Source organism: Endozoicomonas sp. ALD040 (assembly GCF_049275945.1).
GTDB lineage: Bacteria > Pseudomonadota > Gammaproteobacteria > Pseudomonadales > Endozoicomonadaceae > Endozoicomonas_A.
In genome coordinates this window covers 7,004,349-7,022,317 of record NZ_CP184829.1, presented here as the reverse complement: position 1 = coordinate 7,022,317, position 17,969 = coordinate 7,004,349, and the positions used below count along the sequence as shown (strand labels likewise).

At 48.1% G+C, this 17,969-nt stretch carries 3 protein-coding genes; all 3 read right to left on the bottom strand.

Annotated features, from left to right (window positions below):
- Positions 1–5 precede the first annotated feature (5 nt).
- The 3 genes from ACOJUN_RS25460 to ACOJUN_RS25450 all read right to left on the bottom strand — a co-directional run bounded on the left by ACOJUN_RS25460 (position 6) and on the right by ACOJUN_RS25450 (position 17,937).
- Entirely contained in the window at positions 6–6,815 is a 6,810-nt protein-coding gene (locus ACOJUN_RS25460; protein WP_422134631.1) for a hypothetical protein, read from the bottom strand.
- Between the two features lie 169 nt (positions 6,816–6,984).
- Positions 6,985–12,498 carry a hypothetical protein gene (locus ACOJUN_RS25455; RefSeq protein ID WP_422134630.1) on the bottom strand — a complete coding sequence of 1,838 codons (5,514 nt, stop codon included), beginning with the start codon at positions 12,496–12,498 and terminating at the stop codon, positions 6,985–6,987.
- Between the two features lie 123 nt (positions 12,499–12,621).
- Positions 12,622–17,937, bottom strand: coding sequence for a hypothetical protein (locus ACOJUN_RS25450; protein ID WP_422134629.1), 5,316 nt, complete (start codon positions 17,935–17,937; stop codon positions 12,622–12,624).
- Positions 17,938–17,969 lie beyond the last annotated feature (32 nt).

Genomic DNA, 17,969 nt, shown 5'->3' with positions numbered 1-17,969 from the left:
TAAAATCAGTTTTTCACCTGGGGGTATGCATTCCCACGCAGAGCGTGGGAACGAGTTGTATGACCGTGGACTTTTTTATCATCGCCTCGTCGCCATTCGTAGAAAGTTCCGAGGGTATAGAAGTAAGGAACACTTTCTGCATGGGAAAACGACCATTTAGGTACATTTTCCCTGAAGTATTTTTCCCAGCCATTCTCAAACAGTTTCATGGTGCGATCACGGCGCTCACGGAACTGCAGATAATTTTCCTGTCGAGTCCAGCCATACATCGTGCTATTTGCTTTGATCTGATTTGCATAGGCTTCATCGGTCTCACTAAAACCCTGAGGCGAGGCAATAGCCGTACGTTTCAAATACTCATCGTCCGTTTCACCTTCGCCCCACCAGCGATTAATTTTGTCAAGACTACGTCCAAGAGGTCCGCCCAGCCATTGAGTAAGCATCTTGTTGTCGTTCATAAAAAAGTCGAAAGTGAGACTCGATGCCAGAGCAAACCCGAAGGTTTGTGCATAGGTGAATCCGGATATAAGACTATGAGCGTATGCTCCGATAGTGGCTACCGGTCCCAGCACAAGACCAGTGGTGGCAGAAGCCAGAGTTTTCACTTTCTGTGGCGTCGCCCTGTGCAGCAGCGGTACCTGAATCCCTTGTCCGGACCCCATGGACTTCACTATTTCGGGCGCCAGGCGGAGAATGCTGCGATACATCTGCGGGTTGGCGTTGTGCTGTCTGGTAAACAGCGCAGAGCCGGTTTTCAACAGAATGACTGAGGACGCGGTTTTACCCAATGGCATGGCCAGTCCGCCCACTTCAGAGATTTGTTCAATGCCACTGTGATAGGCATATTGGCTGGTTCGGTCAAGATCAACACCATAGCGTTCCAACCAGTGCTGAAAAGGTGTCAGCATCCGGTGCAGGTAATCCCCCCTGTTGGTCAGGTCCAGAAGATACAGGAACGACATGTTTGAGAGGGAGAGCGCTCTGGCCTGCCAGGCAGTATGGCTTACCAGTAGCGGTTTGTAGCTGGAGAAGTACCAGGTGACAGCCTGTACCAGAAAAGCTGAAGGTTTGACCCAGTCATCATTGAGCTGCTGCTCAACCGCTGCGGCGTGAGCCTGTATCAACGTGCCATGGATAGCCTTGATCAGTTCTGATTCAGAAAGTCCGGCCGCATTGGCATAAGGTGTCAGGGTATCCTGAACATTGGCCAGAAACGCTGCCGTCCTGCGGCCATTATCAAAGGCAATATCGTCAAGAACATAGTTGGCGATAACGGCAGCTGCGTACTCTTTCATACCGGCAACCGACTCTTTCATTGCTGCCGGGCCAATCGCAGTCACGGACACTGGTGTAAAGGCACTGTGCATGAATTCCTCAGCACCTTTGTCGGACAGCATCCGGACAACAGCCTTGAAGTGAGGGACATTGACGCCCTGTTTGTAGCCAAGGAAATGTTCAAATTCGTCCACTGTCTGATAACCATCAATTCCTCTGACGGCCTTTATGTAGTTTCCAAGTTCAATCTTGCTGATCAGTCCTTCACGCAGCAGAGCCATGATCTTGTTGCCACTGGCAGAACGGGCGGCGAAGTATTCCGAGAAGCCTTTCAAATCCCCTGGTTCATGCCCGACAAAGTGAATGGCTCTTTCGCCCATGCCGCGTATTTCGTCGTCGTATTGTTGAGCCCCGGTTTTCATCTCATTCCTGGCCCTGGCTGCCAGAGTCTGGACTTGTTCAATGAGATTCTGAGGCTGACTTTCTAAAGGCTCAACAGGGGAGGGCGGTAAGCTCGCCTTCAGGTTTTTGAAGACTTCCACAATCCGGCTGGCCTGGTTAAACGTCAGATCGTCTCCGACCTTTGCCTGCAAGCGCATCGGTGCAAATTCATCGTCAAAATCGAAAGTTGCAAGGTCTGGTATCAGCTTACCGCTGTTTACTGCTGATTCTGTCAGGCCGATTGCAGCATCCAGCGCTTGTTGCCGGAGAGACTGCTGCTGCGTGAAGGTGTTTATAGCGGCCAGAACATTGACCTGTCCCGGTGAGAACTGGAAGGGGCCACCATCATTTTCGACAGCTTCCTGTGCAGCCTTCAGGGTTTCCTTCATTCTCTCAAGGTCTGCTTGTCTGTTTTTAATCTCCCTTTCCAGACGAACCTGTTCCTTGGTCAGTTGCTCGATTTTTCCGCCGGTGCCATCATGTCCACCCAGTTGTATCTGTTTGTTTCTCAGGGCATTAATCCGTTGTTCATTGGTGTCAGCAGGATCTGGTGTAAGACCCACGGCTTTTTCAGCAGCGCCAAGAAGTGCTTCCTGATTCGCCAGAGCCTTTTTCGCAACGGATACATCTTCACTTTTCTGATCCAGAACTGAATCCAGCATAGCTATTTCGTTCTTATGGACGGTTTTAGCCTGCTTAGCGGTGTTTTCAGGGTTGCTAAACAGCTTTTTTTTTCGATCCAGATTCTCCTGTGCAACAGCTTCTTCAAGCAGTGCAAGAGCCACTTCTGCACTTTTCCTGTCGTGTTCATGGAGGAATTTTGTGACCCGATTGTAGTTTTTCCTGGTCAAAGGCAGTTCACCCTCAACTGCATGGTTTTCATCACGACCACAGGTTTTTTCAGAGGCTGTATTGGCACTAAAGTAATCAGCTTCTTCCGGTAAACCGAGCTCACCTTTTATTCGCAGGTTCATGGCTTTTGTGGTTTTCTCAATGACTTCATCGCGTTTTTCTGCACTGCATCCACTCAGGAAGTATTTGATGTCGTCTACTCGCTCTTTGAAGGTTTGCTCATTATCTGTAGCCAGTCCCAACTCAGTCTGAATATCCTTCATTGCCTGATTGAGGGATGTGTCGCCTTCATCCGGAACAGTTTGGAGGTCAGTATGGCTCTGGGCGAATACCCAATTTGTGCTACGAATAGCATCCAGTTTTTGACGAGCAGCTTCCTGCTCACTTTCAGCGTCTTGTACTGCTTGTCTGGCTACTGCAAGCTCACGATCAAGAACGTATCTTGGTTTAGGTCCCAGGCGAGCTATTTGCCTGTCAAGCTCATTTTCAATGGCTTCTGTACGATCATAAATATTAGGCCAACTCATCATGCAAATTTCTTCATCCAGCTCCCGAAGTCTGTCTTCAATGAGGCAAGCCTGTTCATCCTCAGAGGCATCATCTTTATAGTCCTCGATGCACAGAAGACGAGCAATTTCATTGTGTGTCTCTCTTGTGAGATCCTCATTGTCGAAGAGGTTGTTTAGTTCTTCCTTTAATGCCAGAATTTTGCCTCTCAGGGCATCCTTCTGGTCATTCAGGCTGGCTCCTTCTTCAAATTCCACTTTTAGATCCGAAGCCAGTTCAGCAATAAAATCCATGTCTCTTCTTCTGGCAGCAGGATTTTCACTTGTGTCAATGTTCAGCTCTTCCTCTATGGCTTCAAGCATCTTTCTCTCTTCTCTTATGGTGCGTTCATCCAGATCCGGGATTTCGATATAAAAGGAAAGACGCCCTTTAAGTTTCTCGAGTTTTCTTTCCCATTTTTCCCTCACAGGTGGGATGTCTTCTTGCCAGAGGGTATCTTCTATCTCATCCACCATGGATTCTGAGAAATCACCTGTGTCCAGTTTTGTAAAAATCCTCTCAAGCCTTGCTGCTGTGTGATCATCTTTGTTGACATCGATTTTGAATATTTCTTCTACTTTTTCCAGTATTGCCAGAGCCTCTTTCTCTGCCTTCTGCCTGAATTTTGCCATGTATAACTCCATTTCCATAGGAATGGCGTTACGACGTTTATACACATCGTCCTCGCCATTGAGGTCATCCATCTTCAGGGCTTTTTCCAGGGCAGCCAGTTTAGCAAGTACTTCAGGCTTGACTCCGGGGTGGCCCGGGGGCTGACCTATTTCTTCTTCCAGGTCAGCAAGCCTGAGCAGCCTGGAATGTACTGCCAATTCCAGGGCTTTGAGACCTTCTGGTGTGATGTCATCACTCAGCTCAACACCGGGCATCGCTGCCAGAACACCTTTTTTGGCCCGATTGTAAACATCCTCTGGGTCTGGTTGCTCACTCGTTGACGGAACTTTCTGAAGCAGGAGCTCATATTGAGCATACATTGTCTTAATTTGTTGACGCTGACGTTCATCCCGGGCTTTCATTGTCGTAAGTTTTTTAAGCAGTTGTTCCTGTTGAGCGTCAACATTTGTATCGCTGTCAAAATCCTGAATGTTTAAATGTGCGGCAATAGTTCTATAACGGGCTTTGATTTCAGCATCTGTTCTGGTGCCCTGCTGCTGACGAAGGTGTTGAGCGACCAATGCTTGCTGTTGCCCGAGCTGTTGCTTAATGATCTGTCGACGGACTTCGGGGTCCTTTTCGTTGTCTGAGGCCAGACCGAGCTTACTTTCCAAGTCAGTCAGTGATTTCTGAATGGCCACATTGTTCAGTTTTTCCTTTTGTTGCAGCTGTTGTTGAATGGACTGATAGTAGGTATCCAGATCATCTTCATTGTTCAAAGTAATGTCTAACCTGCTTTTAATGGGCGCCAGTCTTGCTTTTACAGCTTCTTCCCATGGCTGTCCTGTTGCGGCATTTCTTTCGTCAGGAGATGTTTTGATTTCAAGAATTTTCTCCCTGATGATTCTTTCTTGTTCCTCCAGTGGCCGGGTATCGTCCCAGTGATCAGTACCCAGCTCTGCTGCCAGTTGAGTGTTGATATCTACTCTTGCTTTTGCTGCGGCATCACGAAGGTTTTTGTCAATCGTTGGAAGTAGATTGACCAGGTGCTGAAGTTGCTGTAGATGACTTTTCTTTGCTTCCAGTTTTTGTTGATATTGACGCTGAAAATGTGGCTGTTGACCCACCTTGGCCAGTCTTAGCAGAAGGTGCATTCGAATGATCTTTTGACGGGCCGCCGGGTCATCTTTCTTAGTTGGAGCCAGACCGAGCTGACCTTCGATTATCGTCAGTTTATCCCCGAATAACTCACCAGTCTGGTCTGGATGTTGTTGCAGATGCTTCAGAATGAGATCAGTGCGACCACCCAGATCGTCTTCATTGTCTGAAACAATGCCGAGCTGGCCTTCAATCGCTGCCAGTGTTTTTTTTGCAGCTTGCTCCGGAGTCAATTCTGTGCCGATAAATGTTGCCGCCACCGACTGGTTTATTTCATCAATTTTCTTGCTGAGGAGTCTGGCTTGTTCTTCTGATGACCAGGTATCATCCCAGTCATCAACACCCAGTGCTGCAGCTATATGAGCGTGGCGAGCTTTTGTGACATCTGCTGAAGAATCAGTGACTTGTTCTGCGGTCAGTTCGGCCTCTTTTGCCCGCAGCTTTTCCAGCGTTCTTACCGTCTCAAGCATCTGTGTGGCAATGTCGCCCACAACTTTTTGGGAAAATTTTGTGCCTTTGCCAAGCGCAACCGCGTTTATCATTTCGGTGACATAGGGCATCAGGCTCTGAATATTCTGAATAAAATTATGGTGAGTCAGAAGATTTTTAAGGACGGGTTTGAAGCTGAAGTTTTTTATGAGTTGAAACTGCACCCAGGTGGGCGTGATGACTGATGAAGCCTCCCTGATGTGCCCTGTTGCGAATTCAAATTCATCGGTTTCATCTGGAGTAGCACTGGTTAATGCCTGCTGAAGAGATTCGTAGTAGGTAAGCTTCGACAGTTTATCCAGGTCAAGTCCGGCATCTTGCTGTGTGGCCAACCCGGCAGCAAGCTCTTCCAGCAGCGCCATCTGCCTGCTTCTGATCACGTACTGGTAGTTTTTGATTCTGGCTTTTTTAACTTCTGCAGTGAGTTCTTGAACACTATATACATCCCATAATTCATAGTGGCTTTCGACAAAAGCGATATCGGTCGGATTCTGTTTCTGACCACGGAAAATAATGATCTCCTCCGAAGCCTGTTCCACTTCCAGCTTTGGATAATCAGCAGGCACAGGATAAGCCTTTGTGTCATCCTCGACGTGGACAACATAGCCGACAGGTTTATGGTATGACAATAGTTCATTCAGAGCTTCATACTGTAATTCTTCCCCCAGAACATGAACCTGGGTATAGGCAGTGGTGGCTGCTGCGAAAAGCGCCTCATCATTGACAAAGAGCGATTGACCCAGGTGCTGCAGTTCAGGAGATTGGTCGCCTGCAGCGACAAGACGCATAAAGGTGCGCCCGTCCACTTTCACTTGCTCGACTTCAATACTGGCAAGATGAACGAAGTCATTACTTGCGCCAAGGTTTCCCGCTCTTTCATTGGCGCCTTTCAGCACTCCGGCCAGGTGTTCGGGACGGGCGATTTTTGTCAAAGGTTCTAAATGCAGGTCGTTACCTGATTGAGCACGAACAGTTGCAACTGAGTCAGGATCGATCATCCCGATTCTGACTTCAATGAGCAGTAGGTTGCTTTCAAGGCAATGAGTGAACCTGAAGACTTCCTCATTAGCGACCTTCAGAACTTTGGTGTATTTCTGAGCAACGCTATTCTCGTCTGTTTCAAATTGATCAACACTGGAAACGCTGCCTTCGATGCCGGAAAGAACGTCTGTGAAGCCCCTGGAAGGAACGTCGTAGCCAGCCCTGGCCTGATCCTGATCGGGGTAAGTGGTTGTAAAGGACTTGGGTATTGGCTGCTGGTCATCACCTAAAGTTGGCCGAACCATAACCTCGCTCTGGATAAACTTCACATGTCCATTGTCCGGAAAATCGACAGATTTTGTCTGTAGCCTGCGATCGGCCAGTGCCTGTGTAGCAATGATCGAAGAACTGATTGCAATGGCCGCTGCAAGGCTCAATGCATCGGGGCGAGCAGTTGTCATTCTTCTACCTCAGAGCTGAGTATTTTTATCACCGTGAAAAGAGATTGCTGGCAGGCGAGGAAGTAATTTTTAAAATCGCTCATTCCTGTTCCGGCATGAAACGTTCACCAGACCTGTCATGTTGGTCTGCCAGGGTTGCAGGTGGAAGGCTTAATTGAGAGGCACTTCTCTAATTATGACCGTGAACTCTCTGATCATCGCCCTTTTGCAAACCGTAAAAAGCTCCAAGAGTGTAGAAGTAAGGAATACTTTCTGCATGGGAGAATGACCATCTGGGGACATTTTCCATGAAGTATTGCTCCCAGCCATTGTCAAACAGTTTCATGGTGCGATCACGGCGTTCGCGGAACTGCAGATAATTTTCCTGTCGAGTCCAGCCAGGTATCGTGTTGTTGGTCTTTACACGGTTTGCATAGGCTTCATCGGTTTCACTGAAGCCTTGAGGTGAAGCAATAGCCGTACGTTGCAAATATCTATCTTGCGTCTCCCCCAGGCCTGTCCAGCGATTAATCTTGTCAAGACTCCGGCCCAGAGGCCCGCCCAGCCATTGAGTGAGCATTTTGTTGTCGTTCATAAAAAAGTCGAAAGTGAGACTAGACGCCAGGGCGAATCCGAAGGTTTGTGCATAGGTGAACCCAGATATAAGTCCGTGGACGTATGCTCCGACAGTGGCGACCGGACCCAGTACCAGGCCGGTGGTGGCTGAAGCCAGGGTTTTCACTTTTTGTGGAGTCATCCTGTGCAGCAGCGGTATCTGAACTCCCTGTCCTGAACCCATGGATTTCACTATTTCCGGCACCAGCCGGGAAATGCTGCGATAACTATGAGGATTGGCATTGTGCTGTCGGGCAAATAACATAGAGCCGGTTTTCAATAGAATGACTGAGGACGCGGCTTTACCCAATGGCATGGCCAGCCCGCCCACTTCAGCGATTTGTTCAATGCCATTGTGGCAGGCATATTGCCCGGTTCGGTCAGGATCAACACTGAAGTGTTCTAGCCACTGCCGGAAAGGTGTCAGCATCCGGTGCAGGTAATCACCCCTGTTGGTCAGATCCAGAAGATAGAGGAACGACATGTTTGAAAGAGACTGCTCGGCAGCCTGCAAGGTTGTATGGGTCGCCAGTAGCGGTTTGTAGCTGGAGTAATACCAGGTCACAGCCTGTACCAGGAAGGCGGACGGTTTGACCCAGTAATCCGACAGCTGCCGTTCAACTGCTGTGGTGTGAGCCTGTATTAATGTGTTGTGGATAGCTTTGATCAGGTCTGACTCAGACAGGCCAGCGGCATTGGCGTAAGGTGTCAGGGTTTCCTGAATATTGCCCAGAAATGCTGCCGTTCTGCGGCCATTGTCAAAAGCAATATCATCAAGAACATAGTTGGCGATGACTGCAGCTGCATACTCTTTCATGTCGGCAACAGATTCTTTCATACCCGCCGGTCCAGTGGCAGTGAGGGGCACAGGGTTAAAGGCCATCTGCATGAATTCCTCAGCACCTCTGTCGGACAGCATCTGGATAATGCTATTGAAGTGAGGCAAATTGACGCAGTGTTTGTAGCCCAGGAAATGTTCAAATTCATCCACTGTCTGATAACCATCGACACCTCTGACGGCCTTCATGTAGTTCTCGAGTTCAACCTTGCTGATCAGACCTTCACGCAGCAGAGCGATGATCCTGTTAGCACTGGCATAGCGGGCAGCCAGGTAGTCCGGGAAGCTGTTCAGGTCTCCCGGTTCATAGTCGACGTGGTGAATGGCTGTTTTGGCCATGTTGTGAATTTCGTCGTCGTATTGTTTAGCTCCGCTTTGCAGCTCATGCCTGGCACTGTTTACCAGCTGCTGGATTATTTTCAGGACATTCGAAGGCTGATTTTCCAAAGGCTCAAAAAGGGGGGCCGGGAAGGTCTTCTTCAGACTCTTGAAAATTTTCACAATCCGATTGGCCTGATCAAAGGTCAGAGCGTCTCCGACCAATGCCCGCAGGTGAACCGGTGCAAATTCTTCGCCAAAATCGAAAGTCGTAAAGTCGGGTATGGCCTCACCGCTTTGCAGGGCTAATTCTGCCAGACCCATGGCGGCTTCCAGGGCCTGTTTCTTGAGTGAGTGCTGCTGCGTGAAGGTGTGGATGGCGTCCAGAACTTCTGCCTGCTCCGGCGTGTACTGGAAGGGGCCGTCATCATTTTCGACGGCTCTCCCGGCTGCCTCAAGGGCATCTTTCATTCTCTCAATGTCTGCTTTCCTGACTTCAATCTCAGCTTCCAGACGGGCCTGTTCCCGGGTCTTGCTGCCAGTACTGTCATCACCGTCCGGTTGTAACATAGCCTCCAGTTTTTGATGAGCAGTTTCCAGCTCACTTTCAGCTTCTTCTATTACCCGACTGGCTCTGGCTAGCTCACGATCAAGAACGAATCGGTGTTTAGGTCCCAGGTGAGCCATGTGCTTGTCAAGCTCATCTTCTATGGCTGCGATACGCTCATTAACGGTAGGCTGACCGGCAAGGTAAACTTCATCATTCAGCTCTCGGAGTTTTAGTCCAATCAGACTTTGCTGGTAGATGAGATCTTCATCTTCTTCATAACCCTCGATGTTGAGTGGACGAGCAATTTCATTGTTTGTATCTTTTCTGGAACCTCTATTGTCACAGAAGCCTTCTACTATGTCCCTTAATGCCCGGATTTTTTCTCTCACGGCATTCTTCTGGTCATCCAGGCTGGTATCTTTTTTTAATTCCAGTTTCAGATCATCGGCCAGTTTAGCAACGAAATGCTTGCCTCTTTCTATAGCAGCAGTGTTTTCCCTGATGTCGATGTTCAGCTTGTTCTCTACAGCTCTAAGTATCTCTTTCTGTTCTTCTATGGCTCGCTCATCCACTTCTTCGACAAAAAAGGCGAGAGTCCCATCAATTCCCTCGACTTTTACTCCTCTTATTTGGTACATAGCATCTTCCCAGATGGAATTACCTTTCAGCGTTTTTTCAGTGATTTCATCGTCCTTAAGCCTGGCACGAATCCTGTCAACTCTTTCTGTGTTGTCATCACCTTCATTGGCTTTTATGTTGACTGCTTCTTCTAATTCTTCCAGTATCTCCAGGGCCTCTTTCTCTGCCGCCTGCCTGGCCTTTGTGATAGATGTCTGAATTGCCTCGGAAATGGCGCCACGACGGTAATAGACATCGCCCTTGCTATTGAGGTCATCCATCTCCAGGGCTTTTTCCACGGCAGCCAGTTTCTCAAGGACTAACGGCATGGCTCTGGGGTGGCCTGGTGTTCTGATGTCTTCCAGTTCCTGTTTCAAATCTGCAAGACTCTGATGCATTGCTTCTATCTGTGGAATGTGTTTTGCCAATGAGTCGTCTTTACTCATTACGATACGCAAAATCGCTGCGATACCGTCTTGCATGAATTTGACGTCAGGTTTTTTCATATCGCCATCATCATTCAGTGTCTGGATTTTCTGAAGCAAACTTTCTTGAATGGGGTTGAGTTGAGCATTCGTTGACTGCAGTTTGTTAAGCAGGTGTTTTTGTTCGTCATTCAGTCTATAAGCATGCTGTATTTCAGCAGTCAGTGACTCAATTCTCTGAAGCAGATGGTCTTCCTGAACGTCAATGTCTGCGTTGTTATCAAAATCCTTAATGTTTAAATGAATAGCGAGGGTTGCATAACGGGCTTTTATTTCAGCTTCGCTGTCAGCCTCTTTTCTGGTGCTCTGTTGCTGAAGGTGTTGGGTCTGGTGGCGGGCTTGCAGATCAGCTTTGTTGATTGGGGCGAGCTGACTTTTAATGGAAGCCGGATCGCAGATATCATCAATTTTCTTCAAGAGGTTTTCGACTTGTTCAACTTCTGGTTGGGTGTCATCCCAGTCATCCATGCCAAGTTTTTTTGCTATTTTAGAATGGCGAGCATTTATGGCTTTTAAATTGGCATTAGAAACTTGTTGTTCCAGCAGAGGGAATTGCCTGACCTCCTGCATAAGTGTCTTTACCAGAGTTTTCTGATCTTGCAGCTTAGCAAGAGTCCATGCATGTTTAGCCTTAACTTTCTGATAAATTTGTTGCCATTCCAGTTTTTTCTCATCACTGGCATCGGCTCTATCCGATTCAATCTCTAATTTATATTTGAGCACGAGGAGCTCGGCTTCTGCACTATATAGTTCATCCAGCTTGCTGAACATCTCAGCCATCTGTCTGGCCCTTTCACCCAGAACTTTGGAAACAAACTGTTCGTCGTCGTATAAACCGTCAGTCTTTAATTTGACGACAACGGGTATATGATCGACAATCTTCTGAACAAAATTCTGATTAGTCAGAAGATCTCTGAGTACGGGTTTGAAGCCGAAATGTTTTTCAAGTTGATTGTGCATCCAGATGGGTGTAATGAACGACGAAGCGACTCTGAGGTCTTCCAGTGTGACTTCAAACTCCCTTATTCTATGTTTTTTATCTGGAGTGGCACTGACCAATGCCTGATCGAGAGATTCATAGAATGCAAGCGCACGCATCGCCCGTTTATCATTGTTTGAAAGTGTCGTCGGTTGATCCTGATTGAATACAGCATTCTGCCGCGCAGCAAACTCCTCCAGCACTGTCATCTGCCTGCTTCGAATGACGTACTGGTAGGCTCTGACCTGATGGGTTTTAACTTTTGTTAATACTGCAGGGGAGGGTAGGGGACCCTCAGCTTCCTGCCATAGGTCATAGAGCTTTTCTACAAAAACGACATCATCCGGATTCAGCCTCTGACCATGGAAAACAATCACCTCCCCCGGAGCTTCTGCTACTTCCAGCTTCGGATAACCCACAGGCACAGGATAAGCCCGTGAGCCATCCTTGACGTGTACAACGTAGCCAACGGGTTTGTTGTGTGCCAGCAGTTCATTAAGAGCTTGCTGTTGTAACGCTTCTCCCAGGACATGAACCTGGATATAGGCAGAAGTCGCTGCTGCCAGGAGAGCATCATCATTGACAAAGAGTGAATGGCCCAGACGCTTCAGTTCAGGTGGCCGATCACCCCCTGAGACAAGACGCATGAAGGTACGCCCACCCACTAAAACCTTGTCTACTTCAATGCTGGCCAGGGTAACATAGTGATCACTTTTGCCCAGGTTTCCCGCTCTCTTCTCAGCACCTTCCAGCAGCCAGAGCAGTTGCGCGGATCTGGCGATTTTCGTTAACGGTTCCAATGATTCCATGCCAGTCAATTGAAAACGGACAGCCGCAACTGAATCCGGATCGGTCATTCCGCTTCTGACTTCAATGACCAGTTCTTTTTCTTCAAGATTATGGGTAAACCTGAAGATTTCCTCATCACCCAGCTTCAGGACTTTGGTGTATTTCTGAGCAACGTCATTTTCGCCTGTTTCAAACAGATCAACACTGGAAACACCCCCACAGAAATGAGAAGCAAAACCTATAAAACTTTTAGCCGGCATGGCATAGCCTGCACTGACATCAGTGTAATAAGAGTAGGTGGTCGTAAAAGATCCGGGTATTGGCTGCTGGTCATCACCTAACGTTGGCCGAACAATGATCTCACTCTGGGTAAACTCCACATGTTCATTGTCTTTAATATCGACAGCTTTTGTCTGCAGCCTGCGATCGGCCAGTGTCTGGGTACTAATGATGAAAGAACTGATCGCAACAGCCACTGCAAGGCTTAATGCATTGGGACAAAACTTACTCATTCTACTACCTCAGAGCTGAGAATTTTTATAACGGTGAGCTGTGATTGCCATTGCAGGCGAAGAAGCGACTTTTAATCGCTCGTGGCCGTCAGAGGGCCACGATTGCAGGTAGAAATATTTCTCTTAATGATCATGAACTTTCTGAATATCGCCTTTTTGCCACTCATAGAAGGCACCCAGAGTGTAGGAGTAAGTGACGCTTTCTGCATGGGAGAACGACCATTTAGGTACATTTTCCCTGAAGTATTTTTCCCAACCATTGTCAAACAGTTTCATGGTGCGATCACGGCGTTCACGAAACTGCAGATAATTTTCGTGTCGAGTCCAGCCATACATACTGTTGTTTGCTTTAACACGACTAGCGTATTCTTCATCCGTTTCACTAAAGCCTTGTGGCAAAGCAATAGCGGTACGTTGCAAATACTCATCGTCCGTTTCACCCACGCCCCGCCAGCGATTAATTTTGTCAAGACTACGTCCAAGAGGTCCACCCAGCCATTGAGTGAGCATCTTGTTGTCGTTCATAAAAAAGTCGAAAGCGAGACTCGACGCCAGTGCGAATCCGAAGGTTTGAGCGTAGGTGAATCCAGATATAAGACTATGAGCGTATGCTCCAACAGTAGCTACCGGACCCAGCACGAGTCCGGCGGTGGCAGAAGCCAGAGTTTTCACTTTTTGTGGCGTCGCCCTGTGCAGCAGCGCTACCTGAATCCCTTGTCCGGACCCCATGGACTTCACTATTTCGGGCACCAGACGGACAATGCTGCGATACCTGTGTGGGTTGGCGTTGACCTGTCTGGCAAACAGCATAGAGCCGGTTTTCAGCAGAATGACTGAGGACGCGGCTTTGCCCAATGGCATGGCCAGTCCGCCCACTTCAGAGATTTGTTCAATACCCCTGTGGTAGGCATATTGCCCGGTTCGGTCAAGATCAACACTATAGCGTTCCAGCCAGTGCTGGAAAGGTGTCAGCATTCTGTGCAGATAATCCCCCCTGTTGGTAAGGTCCAGCAGATAGAGGTACGACATGTTCGAGAGGGACAGCGCGTTAGCCTGCGAGACAGTGTGAGTCGCCAGTAGCGGTTTGTAGCTGGAAAAGTACCAGGTGACAGCCTGTACCAGGAAGGCTGAAGGTTTGACCCAGTATTCCTTTAGCTGCCACTCAACTGTTGCGGCATGAGCCTGCATCAGGGTGTCATGGATAGCCTTGATCAGGTCTGATTCAGACAGGCCGGCAGCACTGGCATAAGGTGTGAGGGTGTCCTGAATATTAGTCAGGAAGGCTGCCGTCCTGCGGCCATTTTCAAAGGCAATATCGTCAAGCACGTAGTTGGCGACGACTGCGGCTGCGTACTCCTTCATGCCGACAATCGACTCTTTCATACCCGCCGGGCCTGTTGCCGTTACGGTCACAGGAGCAAAGACACTTTGCATGAATGCCTCGGCACTCTCATCGGACAGCATCTGGACAACCTTCCTGAATTCAGGCACCTTGACGCCGTGTTTATTACCAAGGAAGTGCTCAAATTCAGCCACTGTCTGATAACCGCCGACACCTCTGACGGTCTTCATATAGTTTTCAAGTTCAACCTTGCTGATCAGGCCTTCACGAAGCAAAACCATGATTTTGTTACCACTGGCAGAACGGGTAGCGAAGTATTCAGAGAAGCTTTTGAGGTCCTCCGGTTCATGATCAATGAAGTGAATGGCTCTTTTTCCCATACCACGAATTTCGTCGTCGTATTGTTGAGCGCCTTTGCCGATCTCATTTCTGGCCTTGTACACCAGTCTCTGGATTTCTATCAGGGCACCCTGATGCCAATCGACTTTCGTCCTCAGGCTCTTGAAGATTGCCACAATCCGACTGGCCTGATTAAACATCAGATTGTCTCCGGCCATTGCCTGCAAGCGAATCGGTGCAAATTCATCGCCAAAATCGAAAGTTGTAATGTCGCGTATTACCTTACCGCTTTTTGCCGCTGACTCTGCCAGAGCTATTCCGGCTTCCAGAGCTTGTTGCATGAAAGGGTGCTGCTGTATGAAGGCTTCCATAGCGGCCCGAACTTCTGCCTGTTCCGGCGTGTACTGGAAGGAACCGCCGTCATTTTCGACGGCTTTCTCTGCAGCCCTGAGGACTTCCCTCATTCTCTCAATGTTTGCTTTTCTGGTTTCAATCTCACCTTTCAGACGGGTTGATTCCTGATTTGCTGGTGCAGCAGCCCCTCCAGGTATTGCATCGGTTTCATCCATACCTTCCCTGTCGTGCTCACGCAGGAATTCTGAGATCTGAACGTATTTTTTTCTGGCTAACGGCAGTTCACCCGATGCGTTATCGACTTCATTGTGACCATGAGCAGCCAGCCTGCGATAAACTGTCTCTAGCTCAGCTATAGCGTCTTCTATCTCCCGTTTGGCAGTGGCTACCTCTCGATCAAGAACGTATCTGGGTTTAGGACCCATTTGAGCCATTTGCCAGTCAAGCTCATTCTCAATGGCTGCAATGCGCTCGTTAACGTCAGGCAGACCTGCATTCATAACTGCTTCATCCAGCTGTCCGAGTTTTTTTTCAATCAGACTGTTCTGGTCGTCGATAATGGCATCTTCTTCATAATCCTCAATGTTGAGTTGATAAGCCATGTCATTGTTTCTGGCTCTTCTGACACCTTCGTCGTCGCCGGTCTGGTATAGCTCTTCTATTAATGCCTCAATTTTTTCTCTTAGTGCCTCACTCTGTTCAGCAAGGCTGTCATCCTCTGCAAATGCTACATTCAGATCTCGGGCCAGTTTAGCAGTGAAAGCCTTGCCTCTTTCCCAGGCAGCAAGATTTTCACGAGGATGGATGTACAGCTTTTTCTCTACAGCTTGAAGCAGACCTGTCTGTCGTTTTTTGACTTGCTTATCAAGGTACGAATCTTCGACTTTATAGTTAAGAATTGCACAAAGCTTCCTGATTCTGAGATCCTTCTTGTTCAGGGCTGTGCTTTCTTCTTGCCACAGGGCCTGATCTATCTGATCCAGCAAGTGTTCAGGAAGATCTTCGCTGTCAAGTATTGCATGAACCCGGGCAAGTCTTGCTATCTGGCCGTCCTCTTCATAGCTTTTTAGGTTGAGTGCTTTTTCTGCGGCTTCCAGCAGGTCGGCCCGTTGTTTTCTGGCAGGCTTATTCGGGTCGGGGTTTTCGGCTTTATAGTGAAGGTTCGCATGAAGCTTGATGAGTTTGAGATCCTTCATGTCCAGCATTCTGCGTTCACGGTACAAGATAATGGTTTCTATCCCAAACAAAATTCTGTCCAGTATCCTGTTTGAGAGATCACCCTTGTTAAGTACTTTAACAATCCTGGTGAGTCTTGTTTTACTGTAATCCTCTTCATTGGCTTTGATGTTGAGTTCTTTTTCAACCACATCCAGCATGTCCCGGGCCTCTTCCTCTGCCCTCTGTCTGGCGTCTTTGATATATTTCTGGATGTCTTCAGAAATGTACTGACGATGAAGATAGACATCGTCGTTTTGATCAAAATCAGGCATTTTCAGAGCTTTGTGCACGGCACTCAGTGTCTCAATGACTTCAGACCTGATCCTGGGATAGTCTGGTGTTCTGATGTCATCCAGTTCTTTTTTCAGAGCAACTTTTCTGGCACTGATTTGAGAATCTACTAAATTGATCTGAGCCTTCGCTGCCTGAAGACTGCGAATCAGTTGTCCTTCTTGCTCATTCAATGCCTTGTATTTCAGAAGCAGAAGCTCTTGCGGAACGTCAATATCCTCATTGCTATCAAAATTCTCAATGTTTGCAAATCGGGCTTTGCCTGCAACTTCTTTTTCAGCCACTTCGTCAAACTGTTCTGTTACGGCCTCCGCCTGGTGGGTGTCATGAATTTTTAATTTTTCGTTTAGCTCGGCGAGTTGTGCCTCTTTTGCCTGTTTTTCTGCCAGTGCGCAGTCAAATTCAACCCGCTGCCTGAGTGACATGTCGTTGATGACTTTTGAGGCAAACTGTTCGTCTTCACCGGGATTAGCGACCTGCGCCCGGTAGTTATCGCTGATATCGGGGATCTCTTTCTGAATATTCTTAACTAAGTGCGGGTTACTCAGAATATTTCTGAGTATGGGGTTGAAGCCGAAGTTTTTCAGGAGATGATCATAGATCCAGAATGGCGTGATGAGCGACGAAGCGACTCTGATGTGTCCTAACGTTAATTCAAATTCATCGCCATTATCCGGACTGGCACTGATCAATGCCTGCTGGAGAGATTCATAGTATGCAAGCATACACAGTTGAAGCTCCAGCACTATTTCGTTAAATTCAGCACCGGGATTTGCAGCCATGGCCTCGAGCAATTCCATCTGCCTGTTTCGAGTGACGTACAGGTAGCTTTTGACCTTGTCTTTTTTTACCTGTGTTGATACATCAGGGGGAGGGTCGGCATAAAAAACAGGTTCATACCAGTGCTCATAGAGTCCTCTTACAACGGCGATCTCGGTCGGATTCTCCTTCTGACCACGGAAAACAATCTTCTCCCCCGAAGCTTCAGTCACTTCCAGTTTTGGATAACCGATAGGCACCGGGTAAACCTGCCTGTCATCCTCAACGTGTACGATATAGCCGACGGGTTTATGGTACGACAACAGTTTGTTGAGAGCTTTATGTTGTAAATCTTCCCCCAGAATATGAACCTGAGCATAAGCAGAAGTGGCTGCTGCCAAAAGCGCCTCATCATTGACAAACAGCGATTGCCCCAGACGCTGGAGTTCAGGGGGCTGATCGCCCGAAGCAATAAGACGCATGAAGGTGCGCCCGTTCACTGCAACTTTTTTTACTTCAATGGTGGCAAGGGAAACATAGTTATCGCTTGCGCCAAGGTTTCCAGCTCTGCCATGGGCAGCTCTCAGCACTGCGGCCAATTGCTCGGGACTGGCGACTTTCGTTAAGGGTTCTAATGGCTGGATATTGCCTGATTGAGAACGAACTGCCGCAATTGAATCCTGGTCGGTCATACCGCCTCTGACTTCAATGACCAGTTCATATTCTTCAAGGTTATGGGTGAACCTGAAGATCCCTTCATCACCCACCTTCAGGATTTTGGTGTATTTCTGAGCAACGTCATTTTCGTCGGTTTCAAACAGATCAACACTGGAAACACCACCCTCAATGCCGGAAAGAACATCCGTAAAGCCTTCAGAAGGAACCTCATAGCCCGCTCTTGCCTGAGTCTGATCGGGGTAAGTGGTTGTAAAGGATTTAGGTATTGGCTGCTGGTCATGACCTAAAGTTGGCCGAACCATAACCTCACTATGAGTAAACTCCTCATGACTGATGCTCGAAACATCGACAGATTTTGTCTGCAGCCTGCGATCGGCCAGCGCCTGTGTAGCAAGGATGGAAGAGCTGATTGCTACGGCCACTGCCAGGCTAAATGCATTGAGGGGAGCAGTTGTCATTCTACTACCTCAGAGCTGAGTGTTTTTATTGC